This window comes from Thermostichus sp. MS-CIW-34 (assembly GCF_054060435.1).
Genome location: NZ_JBSSDE010000039.1, coordinates 1 through 22,993 on the forward strand (window position 1 = coordinate 1; position 22,993 = coordinate 22,993).

At 58.0% G+C, this 22,993-nt stretch carries 24 protein-coding genes, 2 pseudogenes and 1 other annotated feature; of the genes and pseudogenes, 11 read left to right on the forward strand and 15 right to left on the reverse strand.

The annotated features are described in order from the left end of the window. Positions 1 to 90: 90 nt before the first annotated feature. A pseudogene (locus ACVWYY_RS11900) lies at positions 91 to 354 on the forward strand (hypothetical protein); the annotation flags it as partial. A gap of 57 nt (positions 355 to 411) precedes the next feature. Here ACVWYY_RS11900 and rplL read toward each other — a convergent pair. From rplL to ACVWYY_RS11950, 10 genes are all read right to left on the reverse strand, one after another. Then, positions 412 to 822, reverse strand: coding sequence for a 50S ribosomal protein L7/L12 (rplL, locus tag ACVWYY_RS11905; protein ID WP_011432852.1), 411 nt, complete (start codon positions 820 to 822; stop codon positions 412 to 414). A 65-nt stretch (positions 823 to 887) separates the two neighbouring features. Beyond that, a complete protein-coding gene (gene rplJ, locus ACVWYY_RS11910) occupies positions 888 to 1,451 on the reverse strand; it encodes a 50S ribosomal protein L10 (RefSeq protein WP_414329113.1) in 564 nt (187 codons plus the stop codon). Positions 1,452 to 1,509: 58 nt separating this feature from the next. After that, positions 1,510 to 1,669 (reverse strand) — a sequence feature (ribosomal protein L10 leader region). A gap of 79 nt (positions 1,670 to 1,748) precedes the next feature. Beyond that, positions 1,749 to 2,459 (reverse strand): 50S ribosomal protein L1, encoded by a 711-nt coding sequence (gene rplA, locus ACVWYY_RS11915; protein ID WP_011432850.1) that lies wholly within the window; start codon positions 2,457 to 2,459, stop codon positions 1,749 to 1,751. Positions 2,460 to 2,565: 106 nt separating this feature from the next. Continuing rightward, positions 2,566 to 2,991, reverse strand: coding sequence for a 50S ribosomal protein L11 (gene rplK / locus ACVWYY_RS11920; RefSeq protein WP_011432849.1), 426 nt, complete (start codon positions 2,989 to 2,991; stop codon positions 2,566 to 2,568). Between the two features lie 9 nt (positions 2,992 to 3,000). Further along, positions 3,001 to 3,666: a transcription termination/antitermination protein NusG gene (nusG, locus tag ACVWYY_RS11925; protein ID WP_011432848.1), complete on the reverse strand. Its 666-nt coding sequence runs from the start codon at positions 3,664 to 3,666 to the stop codon at positions 3,001 to 3,003. A 62-nt stretch (positions 3,667 to 3,728) separates the two neighbouring features. After that, positions 3,729 to 4,001, reverse strand: coding sequence for a preprotein translocase subunit SecE (gene secE, locus ACVWYY_RS11930; RefSeq protein WP_414329112.1), 273 nt, complete (start codon positions 3,999 to 4,001; stop codon positions 3,729 to 3,731). A gap of 103 nt (positions 4,002 to 4,104) precedes the next feature. Beyond that, complete coding sequence (locus tag ACVWYY_RS11935; protein WP_414351005.1) at positions 4,105 to 4,482, reverse strand: hypothetical protein; 378 nt, start codon at positions 4,480 to 4,482, stop codon at positions 4,105 to 4,107. A gap of 3 nt (positions 4,483 to 4,485) precedes the next feature. Further along, positions 4,486 to 5,241 (reverse strand): tRNA (guanosine(37)-N1)-methyltransferase TrmD, encoded by a 756-nt coding sequence (gene trmD, locus ACVWYY_RS11940; protein ID WP_414342776.1) that lies wholly within the window; start codon positions 5,239 to 5,241, stop codon positions 4,486 to 4,488. A gap of 5 nt (positions 5,242 to 5,246) precedes the next feature. Next, positions 5,247 to 5,645, reverse strand: coding sequence for a hypothetical protein (locus ACVWYY_RS11945; RefSeq protein ID WP_414329472.1), 399 nt, complete (start codon positions 5,643 to 5,645; stop codon positions 5,247 to 5,249). Positions 5,646 to 5,796: 151 nt separating this feature from the next. Further along, positions 5,797 to 5,991 (reverse strand): hypothetical protein, encoded by a 195-nt coding sequence (locus ACVWYY_RS11950; RefSeq protein WP_414329471.1) that lies wholly within the window; start codon positions 5,989 to 5,991, stop codon positions 5,797 to 5,799. 100 nt (positions 5,992 to 6,091) lie between these two features. Between ACVWYY_RS11950 and ACVWYY_RS11955 the strand changes: the two genes are divergently transcribed. The 5 genes and pseudogenes from ACVWYY_RS11955 to ACVWYY_RS11975 all read left to right on the forward strand — a co-directional run. After that, positions 6,092 to 7,276: a 5-(carboxyamino)imidazole ribonucleotide synthase gene (locus tag ACVWYY_RS11955; protein ID WP_457440668.1), complete on the forward strand. Its 1,185-nt coding sequence runs from the start codon at positions 6,092 to 6,094 to the stop codon at positions 7,274 to 7,276. After that, a complete protein-coding gene (locus ACVWYY_RS11960) occupies positions 7,273 to 7,722 on the forward strand; it encodes a hypothetical protein (RefSeq protein WP_414351012.1) in 450 nt (149 codons plus the stop codon). Before ACVWYY_RS11955 ends, ACVWYY_RS11960 begins: the two co-directional genes overlap by 4 nt. A gap of 6 nt (positions 7,723 to 7,728) precedes the next feature. Next, positions 7,729 to 8,262 (forward strand): ribosomal protein S18-alanine N-acetyltransferase, encoded by a 534-nt coding sequence (gene rimI / locus ACVWYY_RS11965; RefSeq protein ID WP_414351014.1) that lies wholly within the window; start codon positions 7,729 to 7,731, stop codon positions 8,260 to 8,262. A 547-nt stretch (positions 8,263 to 8,809) separates the two neighbouring features. Further along, complete coding sequence (locus ACVWYY_RS11970; RefSeq protein WP_457440670.1) at positions 8,810 to 10,396, forward strand: mechanosensitive ion channel; 1,587 nt, start codon at positions 8,810 to 8,812, stop codon at positions 10,394 to 10,396. Between the two features lie 2 nt (positions 10,397 to 10,398). Further along, positions 10,399 to 11,001 (forward strand): annotated as a pseudogene (locus tag ACVWYY_RS11975) (zinc ribbon domain-containing protein); the annotation flags it as partial. 93 nt (positions 11,002 to 11,094) lie between these two features. On the opposite strand, the gene cydB reads toward ACVWYY_RS11975, so the two are convergent. Together cydB and ACVWYY_RS11985 are read right to left on the reverse strand one after the other, a co-directional pair. Beyond that, positions 11,095 to 12,144 (reverse strand): cytochrome d ubiquinol oxidase subunit II, encoded by a 1,050-nt coding sequence (gene cydB / locus ACVWYY_RS11980; protein WP_011432837.1) that lies wholly within the window; start codon positions 12,142 to 12,144, stop codon positions 11,095 to 11,097. A gap of 193 nt (positions 12,145 to 12,337) precedes the next feature. Next, a complete protein-coding gene (locus ACVWYY_RS11985; RefSeq protein WP_457384919.1) occupies positions 12,338 to 13,771 on the reverse strand; it encodes a cytochrome ubiquinol oxidase subunit I in 1,434 nt (477 codons plus the stop codon). A 474-nt stretch (positions 13,772 to 14,245) separates the two neighbouring features. Here ACVWYY_RS11985 and mfd point away from each other — a divergent pair, with 474 nt between their 5' ends. The 3 genes from mfd to ACVWYY_RS12000 all read left to right on the forward strand — a co-directional run bounded on the left by mfd (position 14,246) and on the right by ACVWYY_RS12000 (position 19,557). Next, entirely contained in the window at positions 14,246 to 17,722 is a 3,477-nt protein-coding gene (gene mfd / locus ACVWYY_RS11990) for a transcription-repair coupling factor (RefSeq protein WP_457440672.1), read from the forward strand. 120 nt (positions 17,723 to 17,842) lie between these two features. Next, a complete protein-coding gene (locus tag ACVWYY_RS11995) occupies positions 17,843 to 18,778 on the forward strand; it encodes an ABC transporter ATP-binding protein (RefSeq protein WP_414330122.1) in 936 nt (311 codons plus the stop codon). Then, positions 18,775 to 19,557 (forward strand): ABC transporter permease, encoded by a 783-nt coding sequence (locus ACVWYY_RS12000; protein WP_414408249.1) that lies wholly within the window; start codon positions 18,775 to 18,777, stop codon positions 19,555 to 19,557. Before ACVWYY_RS11995 ends, ACVWYY_RS12000 begins: the two co-directional genes overlap by 4 nt. An 18-nt stretch (positions 19,558 to 19,575) precedes the next feature. Here the strand turns inward: ACVWYY_RS12000 and ACVWYY_RS12005 are convergent, their stop codons facing one another. Continuing rightward, entirely contained in the window at positions 19,576 to 20,109 is a 534-nt protein-coding gene (locus ACVWYY_RS12005; RefSeq protein WP_414342801.1) for a TM2 domain-containing protein, read from the reverse strand. 246 nt (positions 20,110 to 20,355) lie between these two features. On the opposite strand from ACVWYY_RS12005, the gene ACVWYY_RS12010 reads away from it, so the two are divergent. Together ACVWYY_RS12010 and ACVWYY_RS12015 are read left to right on the forward strand one after the other, a co-directional pair. Beyond that, positions 20,356 to 20,631 carry a hypothetical protein gene (locus ACVWYY_RS12010; RefSeq protein ID WP_041436392.1) on the forward strand — a complete coding sequence of 92 codons (276 nt, stop codon included), beginning with the start codon at positions 20,356 to 20,358 and terminating at the stop codon, positions 20,629 to 20,631. 80 nt (positions 20,632 to 20,711) lie between these two features. Next, a complete protein-coding gene (locus ACVWYY_RS12015) occupies positions 20,712 to 21,686 on the forward strand; it encodes an ABC transporter permease (RefSeq protein ID WP_457384924.1) in 975 nt (324 codons plus the stop codon). A gap of 37 nt (positions 21,687 to 21,723) precedes the next feature. On the opposite strand, the gene ACVWYY_RS12020 is transcribed toward ACVWYY_RS12015, so the two are convergent. After that, positions 21,724 to 22,149, reverse strand: coding sequence for a MarR family winged helix-turn-helix transcriptional regulator (locus ACVWYY_RS12020; protein ID WP_011432828.1), 426 nt, complete (start codon positions 22,147 to 22,149; stop codon positions 21,724 to 21,726). A gap of 336 nt (positions 22,150 to 22,485) precedes the next feature. Beyond that, a complete protein-coding gene (locus ACVWYY_RS12025; RefSeq protein WP_457416272.1) occupies positions 22,486 to 22,776 on the reverse strand; it encodes a hypothetical protein in 291 nt (96 codons plus the stop codon). Positions 22,777 to 22,993: the final 217 nt, after the last annotated feature.

Consider the following 22,993-nt stretch of genomic DNA (forward strand, 5'->3'; position numbering starts at 1 on the left):
GTCAGGACTTGGGTCATGGTTCTATCATAACTTCCGCATTCCTCCCGACACTGACCCTACGGGTACAGTGCGGGGCTCCTGCGATTTCTAGCTGAGAGTATCATCGCCTTCGATCGGCAGGTGACCCTTGAGGATCAACGGGTTCTGGAAAGCACCGACTATGACGTTCCCCTCGATATCAAGGCGGAGCAGCACATGTTTACCGATAAACCCAGCATCGTCATGCGTCGCAAGCTGGCTGCCCTCTTGAAAGCTCACGGAGAGGTGGAAGCGCGGCGGAGCAGGGATCCCGAACCCACGCCAATGGTCGGGCAGACCCAAAAGAGGGGCCGGAGCAGCCCCCCTTGGGTTTGAGAGTCTTGATTAGATTCCTCGTCAGAGCAGGGAGAGGCGCTCTCCTCGTAACTGGAACTACTTGATCTTGACGGTAGCGCCGGCTTCTTCCAGCTTCTTCTTGATGTCGTTGGCTTCCTCTTTGGCAACCCCTTCTTTGACGGGTTTGGGAGCCGCCTCGACCAGATCTTTGGCATCCTTCAGACCCAAGCCGGTCAACTCGCGCACCACCTTGAGGATGGCGATCTTCTTGTCGGCTGGCACAGCCTCGAGGATGACATCAAAGGCAGTTTGCTCTTCCACCGGCTCAGGGGCTGCCGCCGGAGCTGCCGCCGCCGCTGCCACAGGAGCTGCCATGACCATGCCGCCGGCTGGGGCTGCTGCACTGACGCCAAAGGTTTCCTCGATGGCTTTCACCAGCTCGGAAGCTTCCAGCAAGCTCAAGGCTTTCAACTCTTCCAAAATCTTTGCAACGCGCTCTGAAGGCATGATGGTTTCTCCTTAAGGGGTAATGGAATGGATGACATAGGTTTGGGCTGATGAACCGAAGCCCTTTAGGCAGCCTCCTTGTCGGCAATGGCCCGGATGGCCCGCCCCAGAGAGGCTGGGATCTCGTGGATACCGCGCGCCACTTGCGTGGGCACAGCATTGAGCCCGACCGCCAGGCCGGTGGCCACCGACTTGAGGCTGCCCGCCACTTGGGCCATGAGCACTTCCTTGGGCGGTAGCTCGGCGATGGCCTTGGCCTGCTCCAAGGTCAGGGATAGCCCTTCAATGCCAGCACCGCGGAACTCGGTTTTCTTGGTTTGCTTGGCAAAATCTTGATACGCCTTCAGGGCGGCTGAAATATCGCCCCGAATCAAGATAAAGGCCGTCGGCCCCGCCAAGAAGGGAGCGATCCCTGCCCAAGCTTTTTGGTCGGCGATGGCCCGCCGCATCAGGGTATTCTTAACAACCATGCAAACCGAATCCGACTTGCGCAGCTCTGCCCGCAGTTGGTCCATCTCCGCAACGGTCAGCCCCTTGTAGTCGATCACCAGCACCATTTGGCTGGCCTGCAGCAGGGATCGGACTTTATCGACGATCTCCGCTTTCTTCGCTAAAGGTTGCTTGCCCATGCGCTCACCTCCTTTGTTGTCAATGGTCACCCAGGGTTAACGGGTGGTGAATCTGGGTTCTGCCAAACAGAATGCGTCCCAGCCGTGGCCGAGACGCATGGAGATAAGCGCACCATCAAAAGCGATCCAAGAAGGGATCCCTTTGAACTTCGCTCAAACCTCGGCAGGACATTAAGCCCGCGGGCACCTGCTGTCTTCGGCTTGCTATTCGACTGGGGAAAGATGTTCTGCCGGGATCCTCCTCCAAATTACACTCACTCAAACCCTTTTCAACCCATCGCAGCGCCGAAGCCAGGCTTAGGTCGCCAACTTCAGCTCCCGCAGGGCATTGATATCAACCTCAATCGAGGGGCCCATTGTAGCAGAAACATGTAGGGTTCGCCAATACTTGCCCTTGGCTCCAGAGGGACGGTTGCGATCGATGGACTCCTGCACTGCCTTTAGGTTCTCCAGCAGAGCTTCGACGGGGAACTTGCACTTGCCGAAGATCAAATGCACAATGCCGGTGCGATCCGCCCGGTACTCCAGCTTGCCGGCCTTGAACTCCTTAATCGCTTGGGCCAGATCCATGGTTACCGTTCCCCCCTTGGGAGAGGGCATGAGGCCGCGCGGCCCCAACAGCCGCCCCAGCTTGGCCACTTGGGGCATCACATCGGGGGTGGCGATCAGAAGGTCAAAATCCATCATGCCCTTGCTGATTTCCTCGATCAGGTCTTCATATCCAACCCGATCCGCCCCTGCATTTTGGGCCTCCACCACTTTCTCGCCACGGGCAATCACCGCCACTCGGATTTCTTGGCCGGTGCCCCTGGGTAAGACTACAGTGGTGCGCAGTTGTTGGTCGGCGTACTTGGGGTCGATCCCCAGGCGGATGTGAACCTCTGCCGCCTCTTCAAATTTGGCGGTGGCCGTCTCTTTCATCAGGGCCAAAGCCGCTTCGGGAGCATAGGCAATGGGCTTCACCTTCTCCCGCAAAGCCTGCATACGTTTGGAAAGCTTTCGAGCCATCGTTTCTCCTCGGGGTACTGGCGAGAACTTCTCTCCCCCACAGTGGTTTGCTAGAACAACTTTTTCAAGACCGTGAACACCTCAGACCGGGCAAGGGATCCCTCCATCAATCCACCACCGTCACCCCCATGCTGCGGGCAGTTCCGGCAATAATTTTCATGGCCGCCTCCACATCGTGGGCATTCAAATCCGGCAGCTTCTGCTCGGCGATCTGGCGCAGTTGAGCTCGGGTCAGGGATCCCACCTTGGTTTTGTGGGGCTCGCTGGAGCCAGACTCAATGCCCAGAGCCTTCTTGATCAACACCGAAGCTGGCGGCGTCTTGAGGACGAAGGTAAAGCTGCGATCCTCGAAGATGGAGATCTCAACCGGTACCACCATCCCGGCCTGATCCGCCGTCTTGGCGTTGTACTCCTTACAAAAGGCCATGATGTTGACCCCGTGTTGACCCAAGGCTGGGCCAATGGGGGGAGCGGGGGTGGCCTTGCCCGCCTGAATGGCCAACTTGACCACGGCCACCAACTTCTTAGCCATGAAACGCGGTTACACCTCTTTTCGCACTTGACCAAACTCTAATTCTACCGGGGTATCGCGCCCGAAAATCGAGATCAACGCCTTGAGCTTGCCCCGTTCTGGGCTGACCTCCACCACCTCGCCGTAGAAACCCTGGAAGGGGCCGGATAGCACCTCGATGCGATCCCCAGGGGCCATGTCGATTTTGAGGGGCACTTCCTCCACCTCGACGCTGCTGAAGATGCGCTGGACTTCGCTTTGGCTGAGGGGACGCGGTGTAACATGCCCCCGACCGCGACCGTAGGCCCGCTTTTCTTCGGTGCCAACAAAGTTGATCACATTGGGGGTTGTTTTCACCACCATCCAAGTGTCGTCGTTCATGTCCATGCGCACCAGGACATAGCCGGGAAAAATCTTCTCCTCTTGCTCCTGGCGCTTGCCGGATCGATCCAGCTTGAAGCCCGTCCGCTTCGGGATCACCACCTCGACAATTTGATCCGCCACATCCAAAGCAGCCGCCCGTTGCATCAGGGTGCTCTTCACTTTGTTCTCGCAGCCTGAGGCCACCTGCACGGCGTACCAGCGCAGGTTGCGACGCTCTTGACCTTCCCCCTCGTCTGGTTCCGGGATCGCGTCTGCAGGCTCAAAGTGCTCCACACGGCCCCCACGACGTTTTCGCTGCTGCTCTGGCCTCATCACCTCACATCCTCCCTGTAGCCATCCTTGAACATGACTCTCTTGCCCCTCAGGACAGAACATCACAAGAACAGCTGAGTGGCTACCCAAGCAAACACTTGATCGACCAGGTAGATGAAGGAAGCAAAAGCCAACACAATCAGTAAGACCCCTACCGACTCGCCGATCAATTGCCGGCGGCTCGGCCAAACAATCTTGCTTAATTCTGTGCGGGTCTCTTGAATAAAACCCAGGATCCCTTTGGGTGCGGTGGAACTGTCTTTGGAGTGGCCCCGGCTGGCGGGATCCAAACGCTGCTCCGTATCGGTTTTGCTGGAGGGGGTGCTCTTAACCACGGCGGTGTTCTCCTAATGGATCCCGAAAACGGCGTACCGCATTTCAGCAGGCACGGGATCGGCTTTGCGATCCTAACAGATTTACCGGGAATGGGATCCAACCTTAGGGAGTGGGGGTGGGCTCAGGTGCCAAGGAACCGGGAGAAAGCGGGAGGGAGCGGCGGCGGGATTGGTTAAATTGCTCCACAGCAGCATCAACGCTGGCCTTGCCGTCCCAGCGGGAAGCAGCATTCTGGCGGGAGAGGAAGTCGGCAGCCCGGAAGAGATCGTTGACGTTGATGCTGGTGCCATCCAACAGAGGGGGATTGCTGTCGCGGCGAATGGCATCGTTGACACTTCCGCTTTGGGCCAGGGCCACCCCAGAACCGCTCAGAACCGAGCTCAAGGCCATTCCCACCAGAAGCAGCACTGGGGGCGAGGGGATCCCACGCCAGCAGACGGGCGATGGATTCAGGAGACGGTTGAGAAGCTTGCCGAGCATGATTTATTTCTCCGCTTCGTTTACACGAGGGTGCTGCTCCGCCAGCCCCTCTACCAACAACTGCTGCTCTTCGGCGGTCAAGGGGCGCTTGGCCAACAGGTCTGGCCGCCTTTGCCAGGTTCGAACCAGCTGCTGCTGCAGACGCCAACGGGCAATGGCTTGATGGTCGCCTGAGAGGAGTACCGGCGGCACCTTGTACCCCTGAAACTCTGGCGGGCGGGTGTACTGAGGATAGTCCAGCAGCCCCGCCTCGAAGCTTTCCCTCTTTAACGAGTCTACCTTGCCTACGGTGCCCGGCAAGAGCCGCACCACGCCGTTGATCAGGGCCAGCGCCGGAATTTCCCCCCCGGTCAGGACAAAATCCCCCAGCGACACCTCGCGGGTGGCCAGGTATTGTCGGATGCGTTCGTCAAAGCCTTCGTACTGGCCACACAGCAGGATCAGCTGCGCCTTCTGGGCCAGCTCCTGCAGCAGCGCCTGGTTTAGCGGTTGCCCCTGGGGCGTCAGCAGAATGATCTCGCAGGGATCCAACCGGGGCAGGGAGGCGACAGCAGCGAAGAAAGGCTCTGGCTTGAGCACCATGCCCACCCCACCCCCGTAGGGCTCATCATCGACACGGCGGTGCTTATCGGTGGCGAAGTCGCGTGGATTGGTGCAGTGGACTTCGGCGATCCCCTGCTGTAGGGCTTTGCCCACCAGCCCAATGCGCAGCGGCGTTTCAAAAAATTCGGGGAAAAGGGTAAGGATATCGAACCGCACAGGACTCAGGACGAGGTGCGCAACCGCTCCAAATCCAGGCGCAAGGACTCAATCTGATGGATCAGCTCCATCAACTCAGCCATCTCTTCTCTGGAGATAGCCGGCTTGTTGGGGGAGGAAGCTGGTGTCGGGGGAGCATTCTCGACAGGCGCTTCAGAGTCAGGACTTGCCGAGGGGGCGTTGGCGGCTGGATCCCTGAGACTCTCAACGTAACGAACTGCCTCCTGCTCGATCAACTCTCCCTTTTGCTCCAGCTCCGCCGCCAGTTGTCCCAAGTCCATCGAAAGGCGGTTGAGGTTTTCGGTGCGCTTTTCCGGGTCTTGCAGGATCTCCACCAGAGCGGTGGCCGTGCCGTAAAAAATGTGGCGAGCCCGCGTGAACCAATCTGAAGAGTGAGAACTCATGGCAGCAGAAAGAGGTGGGTTGTGGATTATTCTAGGCGATCCACCCACCGGGATTGACCCAAGCATTGCAGACTGAATACCCAGCGCCGAAGGACAGACTGGGATCCAATTCTCCAAAATCCTAGGGACACTCTCAGTCTTAAGGCAGGGCTCAATCGACAGCGCGGATCTCGCCACTGTTTAGGCGCTCCACAATCGATTCCAGCAGTTCGTGCTCTTCTGGGGAAATTTCTTGATCGGCCATGACGGCACTGAGAATCTGCTGTTGCTCGGCGCGAGTCAAGACTTTGTCCGCCAAAGCCCGGTTGATTAGAGCTCTCAGCTCAGAGGGTTGAGAGGGTTCCACCGTTTTTCTCCTAGCGCTGGAGGGCAAGGGGTTCCATAATGGGGTTCTGGATCCAAGAAGCAATGGACAGCGGCCCACCACCCAGTATAACGGTACGGCTGTGGAAACCCAGGTATCCTCAAAAGACCAGAGATCCCAACCTGTGGGGGTGATCGGCGGCGGGCAGTTGGCGCAGATGTTGGCCTTGGCAGCTCGCCAGATGGGGATCCCGCTGGTGGTGCAGGCTGCTGCTCCCACCGATCCGGCGGTGGCAGTGGCCGATGGGGTGGTTTGGGGATCCACAGCCGACAGCCAGGCCACGGCCCAGTTGTTGAAGCGCTGCCCGGTGGTTACTTTTGAAAACGAGTTTATCCCTCTGCCGGAGCTGAAAAAACTGGATCCGGAGGGATCCCGCTTTCGTCCTAGTCTCAGCACGCTAGAGCCGCTGCTGGACAAGTTGCACCAACGGCAGTTCCTGGCGCGGTTGGGGTTGCCGGTGCCGGCTTTCTTCCCGCTGGAGGCGGTGTTGGATTCGGCAGACCTGGCTGGACTGAGCTTTCCGGTGGTGCTCAAGCGACGGCGGCAGGGCTACGATGGGCAGGGCACCCGCATCTTGCACGAGCGAGCGGCTTTGCAGCAGGCCCTTAGCCAATCTGAGGGGATCCCGCTATTGCTGGAGGAATGGATCCCGTTCGAGCGGGAGCTGGCGGTGATGGTGGCGCGGGGGCTGAGGGGAGAGATCCGGGTTTACCCGGTGGTGGAAACTGTGCAGATCGAGCAAGTCTGCCGCCATGTCCTGGTGCCTGCCCGCATCCCCCCAACCACCGAGGCCGAGATCCGGCGCTTGGCAGCCGATCTGATGGAAAAATTGGGTGCAGTTGGCGTGTTTGGCATCGAGCTGTTCTGGGTGCCGCCGCCCCACCCCAAGGCCGGGATCTGGATCAACGAAATCTCGCCGCGGGTCCACAATTCCGGCCACTACACCCTGGAAGCCTGCCGCACCTCACAATTCGAGCAACACCTGCGGGCCATCCTCGGCCTGCCCTTGGGGGATCCCTCCCTCAAGTGTGGGGGGGCAGTGATGGTGAACCTCTTGGGCTATGAGCATGCCACCGGCGATTACGCAGAAAAGCGGCAGTGCCTGGCCCAGCTCCCCAATGCCACGGTGCATTGGTACCACAAAACCCCTGCCCGCCCAGGGCGAAAACTGGGCCATGTAACCGTCTGTCTGCCGACCGCTTCTTCCCTACAGCAAGCAGAGACCATTGTTCGCACCCTCGAATTCCTCTGGTACCCCCAGCCATGAGCCAAGTGTCGGATCCCTCATTTTCTCCAGCCACACAAGCCCTGATCCAGGCCATGCAACGGCGGGATGTGCCCGCGGTAGCTCAGCAGGTGAACGGCTTGTCCCCTCAAGAGCGCCCTGCTGTGTTGACCCCTGCCCTCCAATACCTGGCCGAGGTGGATCCCGCCAGCGCCCAGTGGTTTGTTCGCCACCTCATGGCCCCTGCGGTCAAAGCGCAACTGCGAGAAGGGATCCTCAAAGCTGCCCAAGACTACCTACAGGAAGCCGGCTTCACCGAAGGGATCGACTACGAACTCAAGCCTGTTCGCGAAAGCGGTGCGGAGCACCATCCCCAATCGGGGGGCAACATCTTGAGCATCAGCCGCAGAGCCTTGCCCTACGCGGCTCCCGATGACGATCCCTTGGGGCAGTTGTTGTTGGCGGAATTCTGCGAATTGCGAGACTAGGCCACCATGAGCGGTACGAGTTATCGGCTGCAGCTGTTGGACATCACTGCCCTGCCCCAACTGCTGGAGCTGGATCGGCGATGCTATGGGGGATACTGGGGAGAACAGGGATATCGAGCGGAGCTGGAACGACCCACAAGCACGGTGATTGGGGTAGTGGCGGAACCCGCTGCCGTTGGCGCTTCGTGTGGCTCGGGCCGAGCCGAGTTTCCCCTTCCCTCTCCAAACCCCACTTCGCCGACGCAGACGACAAAAGAGCTGGTGGGCTTCGGCATTCTCTGGCGCATTGAAGAAGAAGCGCATATCATCTCCTTGGCGGTGGATCCCGAGCACCGGCAACAGGGTTTGGGCCGGCGGATTCTGGAAGAACTGCTGAACCAAGCGAGAGCAGCAGGCTGCCGCTGGGCCACTCTGGAGGTAAAGGCTTCCAATCAAGCGGCAATCCGCCTGTACGAATCGGCAGGGTTTCAACGGCTGGGACGTCGCAAGGGGTATTACAACGGAGAAGATGCGCTGGTGTATTGGAAGAAACCGATTTAGAAGGCTATCAATTGTAAATTGAAGAACTGCAAACGTATTTCGGGATACACCTTAGGTCAGACAGTGAGCAAGCCAATAGGCTAAGCATATCAAGGCTACAGGGGATCCAACCCATTGACCGAGTGTCGATTGCCCGTTTGATTCTTTATATAGGTCATCAAAATGCTCTCATTCTGTGGATGCAAACTGCCCGCTACAGTTCCTCCCAGCAACACTGACTCTAGCCAATGCAGCCGCATCCATCGCACAACAGAGATCCTGACTTAATCTACAAAGCTCCTGCTCGGTGGGGAAAAGCTATAATCTGCGGTATCAACAACTTGAATTCGATCCTTGCCGTTCGATGGCCCATCGGAGCTTTGACTGATGGCTGGAGCCCTTGGGTTAATAGAATGTGAAGTTTTATTTCGAGATCCGACATTTCTGCCTCAATATATATTTCTCATATCATATTCCCCCTTTGGCCAACTTGCCTGAAAAAACACTTCAGGTTAACCTACACTTGTTATCTGTCCATCCTGAGCATTTTCAAGCTGTGAGGATCATTATGGACACCTCTGGAAACACCATTGGAGATGAGGCCATCTCTTTTGTCGTCAGTCTTTGGTCTAGGCTTATCGATTTTATGCCCAATCTCCTTGCGGCGATTGCCATCTTAATTCTGGGTTGGATAGTGGCCACGGCGGTAGCCTTCGGCGTTAGAGGACTGCTCAAAAGGACGCAACTGGACAATCGCTTGGCTGCTTGGGTTTTGGGCCAAAAGCCCGGCGAGAAGCTGCCCCAAACGGAGCGCTGGGTGGCCGCTGCCGTCTACTGGGTGATTCTTGCTTTTGTGTTGGTGGCGGTACTGAATGCCCTGCAGCTTCAAGCTGTCTCCGATCCGCTCAACAGGTTTTTGGGGGAAATCTTCGTTTATCTGCCAAGGGTGGGTGGGGCGCTGGTGCTGCTGGCTGTGGGCTGGGCGGTGGCTACAGTTGCCCGGCTGGCGGTCATCCAGGGGCTGCGGCGTTTCAACCTCGATGAGCAGTTGGCCCGGCCTCTACAGCAGGAAAGCGCTGCCGGTGAGGCAGGTGCAGAAGGAACCCCAACCGACCAAGAGGGAGGTACAGAGGTCACCCCTTTCCTGCTGAATGAAACTTTGGGCAATGCCCTTTACTGGCTGATTCTGCTGTTCTTTTTGCCGATCATCCTGGATACCCTGAACCTGCAGGGGCCGCTGCAGCCGGTGCAAAACCTGCTGGATCAGTTGCTGTCGATGGTGCCGCGGATTTTGGGGGCGCTGATCATCGGTGTGGTGGGCTGGTTTTTGGCCCGCATCGTGCGTGGGATCGTCTCCAATTTGTTGGTGGCAGCAGGGGCAAATCGGTTGGGGGCACGCTTTGGCGTTCCCCAGTTGGCCCAGATCGTCGGGACGGTGGTGTATGTCTTGGTGTTGATCCCGGCGGTGATTGCGGCGCTGAATGCCTTGGAAATTCGGGCCATCTCCGATCCGGCGGTGGCGATGCTGGAGCAGGTGTTGCGGGCCATTCCCATGATCGCGGGATCCGCTTTGATCCTGGCCGTCTTTTACTTGCTGGGGCAATTTTTGGCCAGCTTGGTAACCCAGTTGCTGCAGGCGGTGGGTTTTGACCGTCTGGTCGCGGGGCTGGGCTTGCCCCTACCTGCTGCTCCTGAGCCTGAAGGGGATCCCGCTGCCAAACGTCGCACTCCCTCCGAGATCGCCGGCTTGGTGGTCTGGGTAGGCGTGGTCTTGTTTGGGGCGGTGCCGGCAGTGGAGTTGCTGCAGTTTGCCGCCCTAACCGACATTGTGCAGGGGCTGTTGCTGATTTCCGGTCGGGTGCTCATCGGCGCCCTGGTGTTTGGGATCGGTCTTTATTTGGCCAATTTGGCCCACTCTATGATCAAGAGCTTGGGTAGCCCTTCCTCAGGGGTACTGGCCCGGGCGGCGCGGGTGGCTATCTTGGTTTTTGTTGGCGCCATGGCCCTGCAGCAGATGGGCGTGGCCACCGACATTGTGGTGTTGGCTTTTGGTCTGGTTCTGGGGGCGATTGCCGTGGCGGTGGCGTTGGCTTTTGGGTTGGGAGGTCGCGATGTAGCTGCCGAGCAGATCCGGCAATGGCTCAAGAGAGAGTGAGAGCGGGCTTCGTAGATATCGCCAAGGGAGACTTTGGTAGAATCACTCGGCTGTGCTACCACCTAGACGATCTGCAATCTAGGCTGAGCAGAGCACCGAGACTCAAGCGTAGGCGAATGCGGCAAGCGGCGTTTCGTCTGCGGGAGAGAATCAGGAACTTGGTGGACGAGTGCCATCGCAAGGTAGCGGCGTTCCTAACGGATAACTACCGATTGATATTCCTCCCCACTTTCGAGTCAGCCAAGATGGTTGCCAAGGCAGGGAGGAAGTTTGGTAGCAAGACGGCAAGGGCGATGCTCACCTGGGCGCACTACCGGTTCAAGCAGTTCCTGAAGTTTCAAGCCAAGAAGAAAAACGTGGTCGTCGTGGAAGTATCGGAAGCGTACACCAGCAAAACCTGTACTAAGTGCGGGCACATCCACACTAAGTTAGGTGGCGCAAAGGTGTTCACATGCCCCAAGTGCAACCACAGGCTACCACGAGATTGGCAAGGCGCTCTGGGTGTTATGCTCAGGGCTTTGCGGGATACCGCCTTTCTGTTCGGAAACGGACAGAATGCTATCGCTTCACCGTTGAGCAGTAATGCTCAGCAGTGTTCGGCGTAAATGTATCAGCCTTTCTCTGTAGACGTTCGATTGCACCTAAAAAATTGCCCCGCCCATCACCGGGCGGGGTTATTGCTGCATCCTCAGGCCAGCTTAAACTGCCTCTGGAACTTTGGCCTCTTCCGCCGCCACTTCCTGCACCACGATCTTGCCCCGGAACACCACGTAGTTGTAGATGTTGTAGGACAAGATAACCGGGATCAGAAAGCCAATAAAGGTGAGCATAAACACCAGCGAGCTGGGGGAGGCTGCCGCTTCGTAGATGGTGACGCTGGGGGGGATGATGTTGGGGAAGACCATGAACCCCAAGCCGATAAAAGAAAGCGCAAAGATCAAAAAAGTGTAAACCAAAACGCTATTTTCTTCCCGCCGGCGCAGGCTGCGCAGCAACAACGCCACCAACAAAAGTCCCAGAACTGGGATGGCAGCAAAGATGTAGAAAAGAGGGGGCGAGAAAAGCTGAGCACGCGCCTGCTCGGACATGATAGGAGTGCTGATGGTGATAAACACTGCCCCCAGTAAAGTTGTCCAGGTGGCGATGGTTGCCGTCTTGTAGTAGGTTTCCTGAAGCTCGCCGGTGGTCTTAACGATTAGGTAGGCTGAGCCGATTAACACATAGCCCTGGATCAAAGTAAGAGCCACCAACAGCGTGCGCCAGGTCAGCCAATCCCAGGGGCTGCCGGCAAAGTGGCCGGCTTCGTCCACGCGGATCCCTTCGAAGACGCTGCCCAAGGCAAATCCCTGGCCCAAGGCTGCCAAAAAGCTGCCCACTCCAAAGGCCAGGTTCCACACCAACTTGTTGTCGGCGTTTTCCCGAAACTCGAAGGAAACGGCCCGCAAGATCAGGCCCACCACCATGATCACCAAGGGTATGTAGAGGGCATTGAGAATGGTGGCGTAGGCGAGAGGAAAAGATCCAAATAGGGATCCCCCCATCAACACCAGCCACGTCTCGTTGGCATCCCAAACATTGCCCAAGCTGGTCATGAGAATGCTGCGCCGCGTCTCGCTGGAGGCCGTCAGGGAGAGGATACCAACTCCCAGATCAAACCCGTCCAGCAGAACGTAGAGAAATAGGAATAGGCCCAGGATAAAAAACCAAACCTGGGGCAGAAACCGCTGTAAAGGCTCAAAAGATTCCATCGCTGTTCCCTCTGCTTTGAGTATTTCTGACCAGTGCGAGACAGTTCCCGATGGCGATCCCCAGTCCCTCTCCCTCTAGGGAAGGGAAGTTGGGAGTTGACGTAGCGAAGGGTTTCACTGCTGTGGGGAATGGGCCTGCTACGTTGCCCTGTTGCTACTTGGAGTCACCAGTTAGATGGCTACCAAACTGCTGCTACCGAGCTTCTGCAGGACGGCGATCCGGTTCGTGGCGGGCAGGCTCGACCACGATCACCGGCTGCGTTGCCGGGACAGGGGCGGGCAACTCCAGGTTTGGCCCTTCGCGGATGATGCGGCTGCCAAAGTAAAGGGCGGCCACGAAAAACACGGTGTACAAGATGGTCAAGCCGATCAAGGAGAACAACACTTCTCCTGCCGGCAGCGGTGAAACCGATTCCACCGTGCGCAGTTGTCCATACACAATCCAGGGCTGCCGACCCACACAGCGGACGATCCAACCAGTTTCAACGGCGATGTATCCCAGGGGTGCTGCGAAGATCCAAGCTCTCATCAGCCATTTCTGCTGAGAAAGGGCCTCCACTGAGAGCTTGCCCCTCAGCCATTGGACAAGGGTAACTCCGACAAGCCCGGCCAGAAAAAGACCAATGGCCACCATCGTTCTGAAGGAGTAGTAGATCAGGCCGACCATGTGGGGACGATTTTGGGGATCCCAGCTTTTGAGCCCTTGAATGGGTCGATCCAGCCTGGGTTTGAACTCCAGCAGATAGCCCAGCGCGCCAGGGATCTTCACCTCCCACTCGTTGCGCTCTTCGCGGTCGTTGGGCACAGCCAACAGGCTCCAGTCTGCCCGCTCGCCGGCAGGGATCGTCTCCCACTGGGCCTCCATGGCCGCCAGCTTGGCCGGCTGATAGCGATAGACTTGCTCCGCGCTCAGATGGCCGACGAACACCTGCAAAGGGGCGACCACCAGGGTCATTGCCAAGACCACTTTGAGGGAGCGGGAGAAGAACTCGCTGTGCCGCCGCTTGAGAATGTACCAGGCACTGATGCCACCGATAACAAACAAAGAGGTTTCCAAGGTGGCAAAAAACATGTGCAGAAAGCTGTTGACCATGAAGGGATTGACAATGGCCTGCAGGTAGTCCCGCACCACAAATTTCCCATCGACGAACACGCCACCTGCCGGTGTCTGCAGCCAAGAGTTGGCCGTCAGGATCCAAAAGGTGGATAAGTTGGCGCCAAAAGCCACCAGGATCGTCGAGATCCAGTGAATCACCGGCGGCACGCGCTCCCAGCCGAACAGCATGATCCCCAGAAAGCTGGCCTCCAGCATAAAGGCCATCGTGCCTTCAAACCCCAGGATGGTGCCGAAAAAATCTCCCACTGCTTCGGAGAAGGGCGCCCAGTTCATGCCAAACTGAAAGGCCATCGGCAAGCCTGAGGCCACGCCAATACCAAAGTTCAACACATAGAGTTTTGACCAGAAACGGGCGTGACGGTAGTAATCTAGGTTGCGGGTTTTTAGCCAAAGTCCCTCAATAACAACAAGGTAAATGGCCATCCCCGTTGTTAAAACCGGCCACAACATGTGAAAAATGGCCGTGAGGGCAAATTGTAGACGAGAAAGGGCAACGGTATCTAGAAACATGATTTGTACCAAGTTTAGATGAATTGGCCAATACAGCTTTTTCCGACAACATCCTCTGCAGTTGATACAGCTACATCTCTTGCATGAAAAACATCTTGCTGACTGGCAGACATCAGATGAGGCCGGGAAAGCCGCGCTTTGTGGTTCCTTCTAACATCAAATCTTGGCTAAGACAATCGACAAGCCGTCCGACTCTAAAGGTTAATTTTAGGATTCTGTGAGATATAGACCTTTTTTTGTAATTTGGACTACAAAGCAAAAAGCCCTCTGTGAACCTAGCGGCCAAAAACTGGCAGGCCATTGACATAGGGTTCTGGTTTTCTTCGTCTTTAAACAACAAAACTGTTGTCCCAATAGATCGAGGAGCGATTCCCAGCAAGGGAGGACTTCCGGTTTACAGAGCCGGCAGACGGCTGCTGATCGTCCCCGGAGCTTGCCAGAATTGGGATCCCAGTTTGCAGGGTGGGGTGGAAGATGTCGTTTATTCCGCTGGTGCGCTTTCTAGGCCAGTCCGGCTTGATTCAAGAGCTGGCCGCCCGGTTGAGATCACGGCGACAGGCAGATCTGCAGGGGGCAGGGCGGATTGCCAAGGGGTTGATCGCCTCGGCTTTGGCCCAGCAGGAGGGAAGATCCCTGCTGGTGGTCACTGCCACCTTGGAGGAGGCAGGCCGCTGGACGGCGCAACTGGAGGGCATGGGCTGGGAGAGTGTGCAGCTCTACCCCACCTCCGAGGCTTCCCCTTACGAACCTTTTGACCTGGAACCGGAGCTGGTGTGGGGTCAGTTTCAGGTGCTGGCCGATTGCCTCCAGGGGAAGAAGGGCATGGCCATTGTGGCGACAGAGCGGGCCCTCCAACCCCACCTTCCCCCTCCAGAGGTGTTTCGGGCCTTTTGCCTCAAGCTGGAACCCGGCCTGGAGATGTCGCCGCAGCAGTTGGGGCAGCAGTTGGCTCGTCTGGGCTATCGGCGGGTAAGCCTGGTGGAAAGCGAAGGGGAGTGGAGCCAGAGAGGCGATATTCTCGACGTTTTCCCGGTGGCCTGCGAATGGCCGGTGCGGCTGGAGTGGTTCGGCAACGAGCTGGAGCGGCTGCGGGAGTTTGACCCGGTGAGCCAGCGCTCTCAAGACGGGATCCCCTACGTCTGGCTGACCCCCACTGGCTACGGACCCATCCTCTGGCCAGCGCTGCAGGAAAAGGCGGATTGGCTCTCCCCAACCCTGCGGCAGCAGTTGGAGCAGTCGCCGACTCCTCCGGAAGGCTTGCGCCGTTTTCTTGGCCTACTCTACGATCCGCCAGCCAACCTGCTGAGCTATCTGGATCCCGAGGCTTTGATCCTGATCGACGAGCCGGAGCAGTGCCAGGCCCACAGCCGGCAGTGGCTAAGCCACGCCCAAGAACAGTGGAAACAGGCCCAGGTTGCGGAGCCGGCTCTGCAGCCCTTTCACCGCCCCTTCGATCTCCATGCTCCCGACTGGGATCCCTTCCCCTGCCTGTTGGCCCGCACCTTTGCCCCTGCTGGCGAAGCCGAAGCTGCCCTTGACCTAAAAAGCCGGCCTGTGCCTACTGCTCCCCACCAGTTTGGATCCCTGGCCAAAACCCTGCGCGAGTACCGCAAGCAGCAGTTGCAGGTGTGGATCCTCTCTGCCCAGCCCTCCCGCACCGTAGCTCTGCTGCAGGAACACGACTGCCCCGCCCAGTACGTGCCCAATCCCAAAGACTTCCCGGCCATCGAGCGCCAGCTGCAGTCCTACACCCCAGTGGCCCTCAAGTATTCCGGCCTGGCCGAGCTGGAGGGGGTTCTCCTGCCCACCTTGGGGTGGGTGGTGCTCACCGACCGCGAGTTTTTCGGCCAACACAGCCTGGCCACCCCCACCTATGTGCGCAAGCGCCGCCAGGCCAGCTCCCGCCAGGTGGATCCCAACCTGCTCAAGCCAGGGGATTTTGTCGTTCACAAGGCCCATGGCATTGGCCAGTTTCTGCGCTTAGAAAGCCTCACCATTGGGGGCGAAACCCGCGAGTACCTGGTTATTCAATACAGCGATGGCCTGTTGCGGGTGGCTGCCGACCAGGTCAACTCCCTTTCCCGCTACCGCGCCAGCGGGGATGGACCACCTGCCCTGCACAAGATGTCCGGCAGCACCTGGGAAAAGACCAAACAGAAGGTGAAAAAGAGCCTGCGAAAAGTGGCCTTTGACCTGCTGCAGCTCTATGCCAAACGCGCCGAACAGGAGGGCTATGCCTTCCCGCCCGATTCTCCTTGGCAACAGGAGCTGGAAGATTCTTTCCCCTATCCCCTGACGCCGGATCAACTCCGAGCTGTCCAGGAGATCAAGCGGGATATGGAATCTCCACGCCCTATGGATCGGCTGCTGTGTGGGGACGTGGGCTTTGGCAAAACAGAGGTGGCAATCCGTGCCATTTTCAAAGCCGTAACCGCCGGCAAGCAAGTGGCTCTTTTGGCGCCGACCACCATTCTCACCCAGCAGCATTATCACACCTTAAAAGAGCGCTTCGCTCCCTATCCTATTCAAGTGGGCTTGCTCAACCGCTTCCGCACCTCGGAGGAGAAAAAAGAAATCCTATCCCGTCTCAAGAGTGGCGAACTGGATGTTGTGGTGGGCACCCACCAGCTTTTGGGCAAGGATGTGCAATTTCGGGATTTAGGCCTTTTGGTTATTGACGAAGAGCAGCGCTTTGGCGTCAACCAAAAAGAGAAAATCAAACTTCTCAAAACCCAGGTGGATGTACTCACCCTCACCGCCACCCCTATTCCCCGCACTCTGTATATGGCCTTGTCGGGTTTGCGGGAAATGAGCTTGATCCAAACTCCGCCTCCTTCCCGCCGGCCTATCAAAACTCACCTTTCTCCCTACAACCCCGAAGTCATCCGCACGGCTATCCGCCAAGAGTTGGATCGCGGCGGTCAAGTCTTCTATGTCGTCAACCGCATTGAAGGCATCGAAGAAACCAGTGCCAAATTGCGGGAGTGGGTGCCCGGTGCTCGCATTGCCATTGCCCACGGGCAGATGCCCGAAGGGGAGCTAGAGGCAACGATGCTGGCTTTTAACAATGGGGAAATCGATATCCTGGTCTGCACGACGATTATCGAATCCGGTTTGGATATTCCCCGCGTCAACACCATTTTGATTGAAAATGCTCAGGAGTTTGGATTGGCTCAGCTATACCAGCTGCGGGGGCGGGTGGGCCGGGCTGGGATCCAAGCCCATGCTTGGCTGTTTTACCGAGAAGACGGGATCCTCACCGAGGAGGCCCGCAAACGCCTACAGGCCATTCAGGAATTTACCCAACTGGGATCCGGCTATCAGTTGGCAATGCGGGATATGGAAATTCGTGGCATTGGCAACCTGCTGGGAACGGAACAATCCGGGCAAGTCAATGCGGTGGGCTTCGATCTTTACCTGGAAATGCTGCAAGAAGCCATTCGAGAAATTCGCGGCCAGGAGATCCCGCAGGTGGAGGACACGCAAATCGACCTGAATGTTACCGCCATGATCCCGCAAAGCTATATCCCCGACGAAGATCAAAAGATGCAGGCTTATCGACACCTGGCTGCTGCCGGCTCTCGGGTCGAGCTGTTGCAAATTGCCCAAGAATGGCAAGACCGCTTTGGCCCCCTGCCCAAGCCTACCCAGGAGCTGCTGCGGGTGATGGAGCTGAAGATCCTGGCCCGCACCCTGGGCTTTTCCCGCATCAAACCGGCCAAAGAGCATGTGCTTTTGGAAACCCCTATGGAGGAGCCGGCTTGGAATCGCCTGAAAGAGGCTCTGCCCACTCACCTGCAGCCTCGCTTTGTCTACCAACCGGGCAAGGTGACGGTGCGAGGGCTGGGGATGGTGCCGGCGGCGCAGCAACTGGAGAACCTTTTGCAGTGGCTGGACAAGATGAGCCTGGCCCTGAGCCGGATGGAGGCTGGGATCCCAATGACCCCCTAGATCTTGCCGGATCCCTCTCGAGGCGGGCCCATGCTCTGGTGTGAGAGAGTGGAATGGCCGGCCCTCCTCTCTTCAGCGCTCCTTTTTACATCGGCTTCGCGTTTGCATCGGGTTCGCGTCATGAAAGTTCTAGAAGCTCACCACCTCCAAAAAACCTACCGGCAAGGAGGCAGGGAGGTGCGGGCGGTGGTGGATGTATCCCTGACGCTGGCAGCAGGGGAGATCCTGGCTTTTTTGGGGCCCAACGGGGCCGGCAAGACCACCACCATTAAGATGATTGCCGGCCTGATCCAACCGGACGCGGGCACAGTGTGCGTTCTCGGACGGGATCCCCACAGGGATCCTGGCACATTGGCCCAAGTAGGGGCGGTGCTGGAAGGCAATCGCAACCTCTACTGGCGGATGACCCCCCTACAGAACTTGGAGTACTTTGGCGTGCTGCGGGGGCTATCCCCCAGAACCGCTCGGCAACGGGGGTTAGAGCTGCTGGAGACCTTTGGCCTGCAGGAGAAACAAGATGTGGCCGTGCAAACCCTTTCGCGGGGCATGCAGCAGAAGGTGGCCATTGCCGTCGCCCTCCTGCATCAACCGGCCCTGTTGCTGCTGGATGAGCCCACCCTGGGGTTGGATGTGGAATCGGCGCAAGCGGTGAAATCCCTGATCCGCCAAATTGCCGCTTCGGGTCGAGCCATCTTGCTCACCACCCATCAACTGGATATTGCGGAAGCGCTCTCGGATCAGGTAGCCGTTATTCGACAAGGGGTGATCATCGCCCAAGCCCCCACGGGAGAGTTGATCCGGCACTTTGCCGGCGCCGTCGGTACTTACCGGATCGAGCTGGAACAGGGGCTGGATCCCTGGAGGTTTGAACAACTGGCCCGCCAAGGGGTGGAGATTCTCGGATCCCATCGGGTGCGGTTCAGCGGCCCGCCAGAGATGCTCTATCAGGTGCTGGAGATCTTGAAGCCTTTGCCCTTGCTCAGCCTCAAACGAGAGGAAGCCGATCTCACCCATATTTTCCTCGAGTTGTTGAAAAGGGGAGAGGGGCAAGGATGATGCCGGTGATACACCTGTTTTGGGCTGAACTGAAGCGGGCCTGGATCCAGTACATTCGCTATCCGGCGGAGGCCCTGGGCGGGATCCTGATCACCACGTTCTTCTTCTATGCCCTCTTTGCCGGCGCCCAATATGTGGCAGGGCCTGCCTCCCAATTTGGCGAACGGTTGGATGCGGTGGTGATCGGCTATGTGCTCTGGACGCTGGTCATTTTTGTGGTCAACGACATCGCCCTCAACCTGCAGGTGGAAGCCCAGACAGGCACCTTGGAGCAGGTGTTGCTCTCGCCATTTTCGGCAGCCACTCTCTTCTTGGCACGGGCTTGTGCCAGCTTGGTGTTGCGCTTTTCCATTGTCGTCGTCATTCTGGGCGTCATCTTATTGCTGACGGGCAGCCGGTTGCGGTTTCCCCCTGCTCTGGTGTTGCCTTTGGTGAGCGTGGTGCTGGGGGCCTACGGCTTCTCGTTTTTGCTGGGATCCGCTGCTCTAATTTGGAAGCGAATTCAGCAGCTTTTGATCATCAGCCAATTCGGCCTGCTTTTCCTGTTGGCTGCTCCCACGGAAGAATGGCCGGGATCCCTGAGGTGGCTAGGGCAAAGTCTGCCCATGACGGCGGGGGCTGGGCTGCTGCGAGACGTGATGGTGCGGGAGGCGGGCTTGGATCCCGTGCGGCTGATCATGGCTCTGACCAGCGGCGTTTTCTACTTCGGCCTGGGCTTGCTGACCTTTCGCCGGGCGGTTCGGGCAGCCAAGCGCCGAGGGATCCTGGGATCCCAGTAGAGGTCTGCAGGAGGGCATCTAGAGCGAACGTTGGTCGGGGGAGCGGTGCAGCAGGTGAGGGAAGTGGTATTCTACCGCTCCAGTGACCGGGTTGTTTTCGGGGAAAGCCATGCTCCGCCGGCTCAGCTCTTGCAACGCTTTTTCAATTTCGTCAAAGTCGGCAGGTAAGTCGATAGCTATCTCCGCAAGAGTGAGGATCCCTTGCCGCTGTTGGGCTAGCCGCAGGATCTCCCGCATCAGAGCTTGACCTTTGAGGGGCTGAGGAGGTGCTGAGGTGGTTTTTGAGGAAGCTGGGGATGGGGAGGGTCGGGATCCCTGCAGGACGGCCAGCTTGAAGTTGTAGTTCTCCACCATGCCTGGGATCAAAAACAGGTCAATTAACTGGCCAAAGCCCAGCAGGCCAAAGGTGAACAGCCAGAGGATGCCTGTTCCAGTCTTGCCCAGGTAGAAGCGATGGACGCCACAGATCCCGAAGATGCCCAACGCCCAGAGGATATAGGCAGTACCGACAGACTTGGGTTCAGCGGGGGGCAGCAGGTAGCGAGAACTCATGGGGATTTGACGAGATAACTCCGAGCGGGTACTTCCAGTTTGTCATCTTCTGGCCTGGACGGGCAGAAGAGAACCGGCGTGATCTCTGCAAGCAAGCTGGGATCCCTTCTACGCTCTTGTCTGAGGGAGGGCAGCCTCAACGGGAAAACAACCGGAATAATGAGATCCAAGTCCCCCAGGCTCAAAGAACTCCGTCTCCCGCTCACGCAAGCAGTGGACATGCCTATAGAAGGCAAGGGAAAGTCGATGTTTGAGCCAATTTTAATCGGGTTGAGCGCTGTGCTCTGGGGCCTCCTCTGGGGCTACGCTACACTGCTGGTTGTGCTGGTGAACTTTAAGGAGCAAGGATCGGTTTACGCCTACCCTATGCAGGCGGTGCTGGATCGCTTTGTCGAATCCTTGGGGCTGGGCTGGCTTAAGGATCTGCATGCCCTGCAACTGAGGCCGCTGCGCCGGATCAGCTATGCTCTGTTTGGTGCCGTCACCCTAGGGGTGGCTTTCATGCTCTGGGTGTTGGGGTGAGGCGATGACCAGATCGACAGGCGCATTCCCGCAGCAACTGCAAATGCGTTAACCCAACCCGAGTTCTCGACAGGCTCATAATGACCGCTGCCCAACTGGTTGCTATTCTCTCCACTGCCATTGCCACCGCCACACCGGTGGTCTTCGCCTGTGTGGGGGAAACCATTACCGAGCGGGCAGGGGTGATCAACCTCTCCGCAGAGGGGACGATCATGCTGGCGGCCATGGTTGGGTTCGCCGTGGCCAAGCTGACGGGAAGCTTGGTATTGGGCTTTTTGGCTGCCGCCGCGGTGGGAGCGCTGTTTGCTGGGATCGTGGCCTTTGGCTCGCTGACCCTGAAGGGATCCCAAATTGCCATTGGTTTCGTCTTGACCCTATTGGGGGCGGATTTGTCTTCCTTTTTGGGCAATCCGTTCGTGCGGATCCCAGGGCCAACGGTGCCCAGCCTGCCGATCCCCTTCTTGAGAGAGGTGCCACTGCTGGGGCCGCTCCTGTTCCGAGGGGATCTGTTGCTGTACGCCAGCTACGCGCTCATCGGGGGAACTTGGTTCTTTTTGTATCGCACTCAGCCTGGCCTGATGTTGCGGGCTATGGGAGAACAGCCGGCGGCGGCTTTTGCCCGCGGCACCAATGTCATTTTCTGGCGCTATGTTTACACCCTTGTGGGGGGATCCCTATTGGGCTTGGCGGGGGCTGCCTTTTCTCTGGATTTCAAGGCCGGCTGGAGCCACCGACATACAGCAGGGTATGGCTGGATTGCCTTGGCCATCGTCATCTTCGGTGGCTGGAACCCCTTGCGGGTAGCTCTGGGGGCCTACCTGTTCGGCATTTTGCAGTCCTTCGCTGGGGTTGCCCAGACCACCATCCGCGCCGTGCCCACCCAAGTTTTCACGGTGGCCCCCTTCGTGTTGATGATTTTGGCGCTGGTGCTCACCTCTGGGGAATGGCGGGAGTGCGGCTTGCGCGGGCTCCCACCTCGGCTGCGGCGCTGGATTCAGCAGGCGGTGAAGGCCACGCCGCCGGCAGCTCTGGGGCAGCCGTTTGAACCGGGCTAGAAGGGATCCCTCCTCAGCAAGGGGGAATCTGAAAGCGCTAGAAAATAGCCTGCAGTTTTTTAAGGCAAGCCTGGATCTGCGCCATCTCCGAGGGATCCAGCTTTTGGAAGCGCTCTTTCAAGTAGGCGACGTGGGCCGGGAAAATTTCCTCAAACAGTTTTTCCCCCGCCTCTGTCAGCACGACCTTAAAGCAGCGTCGGTTTTCCGGGGGCACTTCCCGGCGCACCAGCCCTTTTTGTTCCAGGCGATCCACAATGCCGGTCAGTGTCCCTTTGGTCACCAGCGTTTTTTGGGCCAAGACATTCATGGTCATCCCAGGGGTATTGCCAAGGGTAACCAACACATCGAATTGGGGGGCCGTCAGCCCCATTTGCCGAATGTGAACCCCGGCGTAATTTTCAAAAGCTTGGTAGGCCCGCGCCAGATCCCGCAACAGCCCCAAAAAAGGCTCACGGGCCGCCAATACCGTCCCCCTCAGCGGAACAGAGTCCTCAGGCTTGAGAACCTCGTCGCTTTGGAGAAGGGGGGATGGAGAGGAGTCAGCGGGAGTGGGCATGGTTGAAGATCGCAGTTCGCGTTGGTGGAACAAACTCAAACCCAAAGGACAGTCTCGGCTCCATGATAGCCCACTGTAGTACAGTTCTAACGCAAAATGAACTACGTCTATCTGCTTTGCTGAGCTAGCCCCTTCGCCGTTATGTGGTTCTCATAAAAAAAGGGGATCCACTGGATGGATCCCCCGTGACGGACAGAGCTTGTGGGGCAAACACCCGCCCAAGGCAGGTGACCACAGCAGACACTAGGGCTTCAGCTCGCTCCCAAAGCTCTTGGCGTGGGCACGAGTTCCTGTGGCATGGGTCACCGCTCCGGCGTTGGAAGTTCCCCCAAGCTGGTCGAAAAGGTGCCCGCGATAGGTGGTAATCACGGGAAGACGATCCCAGTTCAGAAAGCCATCGGGGCCGTAGTGGAGAATGCGTGTGATGTCCCAGTGGGAAGCCGAAGTGCCATCCGGGTGGAAGAAGATGGCCCCGTTTCCGGTCGGCTGAGGCGCTGCTTGAGCCAGGCTAGAGGAGAAGACGGAAGAAGACAAAACGCATACAGTCGCAGCCAACGCTGCCCTCAGAGAATAGCTACGCGTAGCTAGCACGCTCTTGCTCGTTCAAAGCTGAACGTTAAGAAAAGTAACACAGCTTCGGACGAGTTTGCAAGAGCAGAGCAAATTACCAGTGTGCGACGTGCCCAAAGTGAGCACGCCGCCTCCTATCCCGCTATTCTGGCAGGCCAGCTTACGGGGTCCATAACTGTTG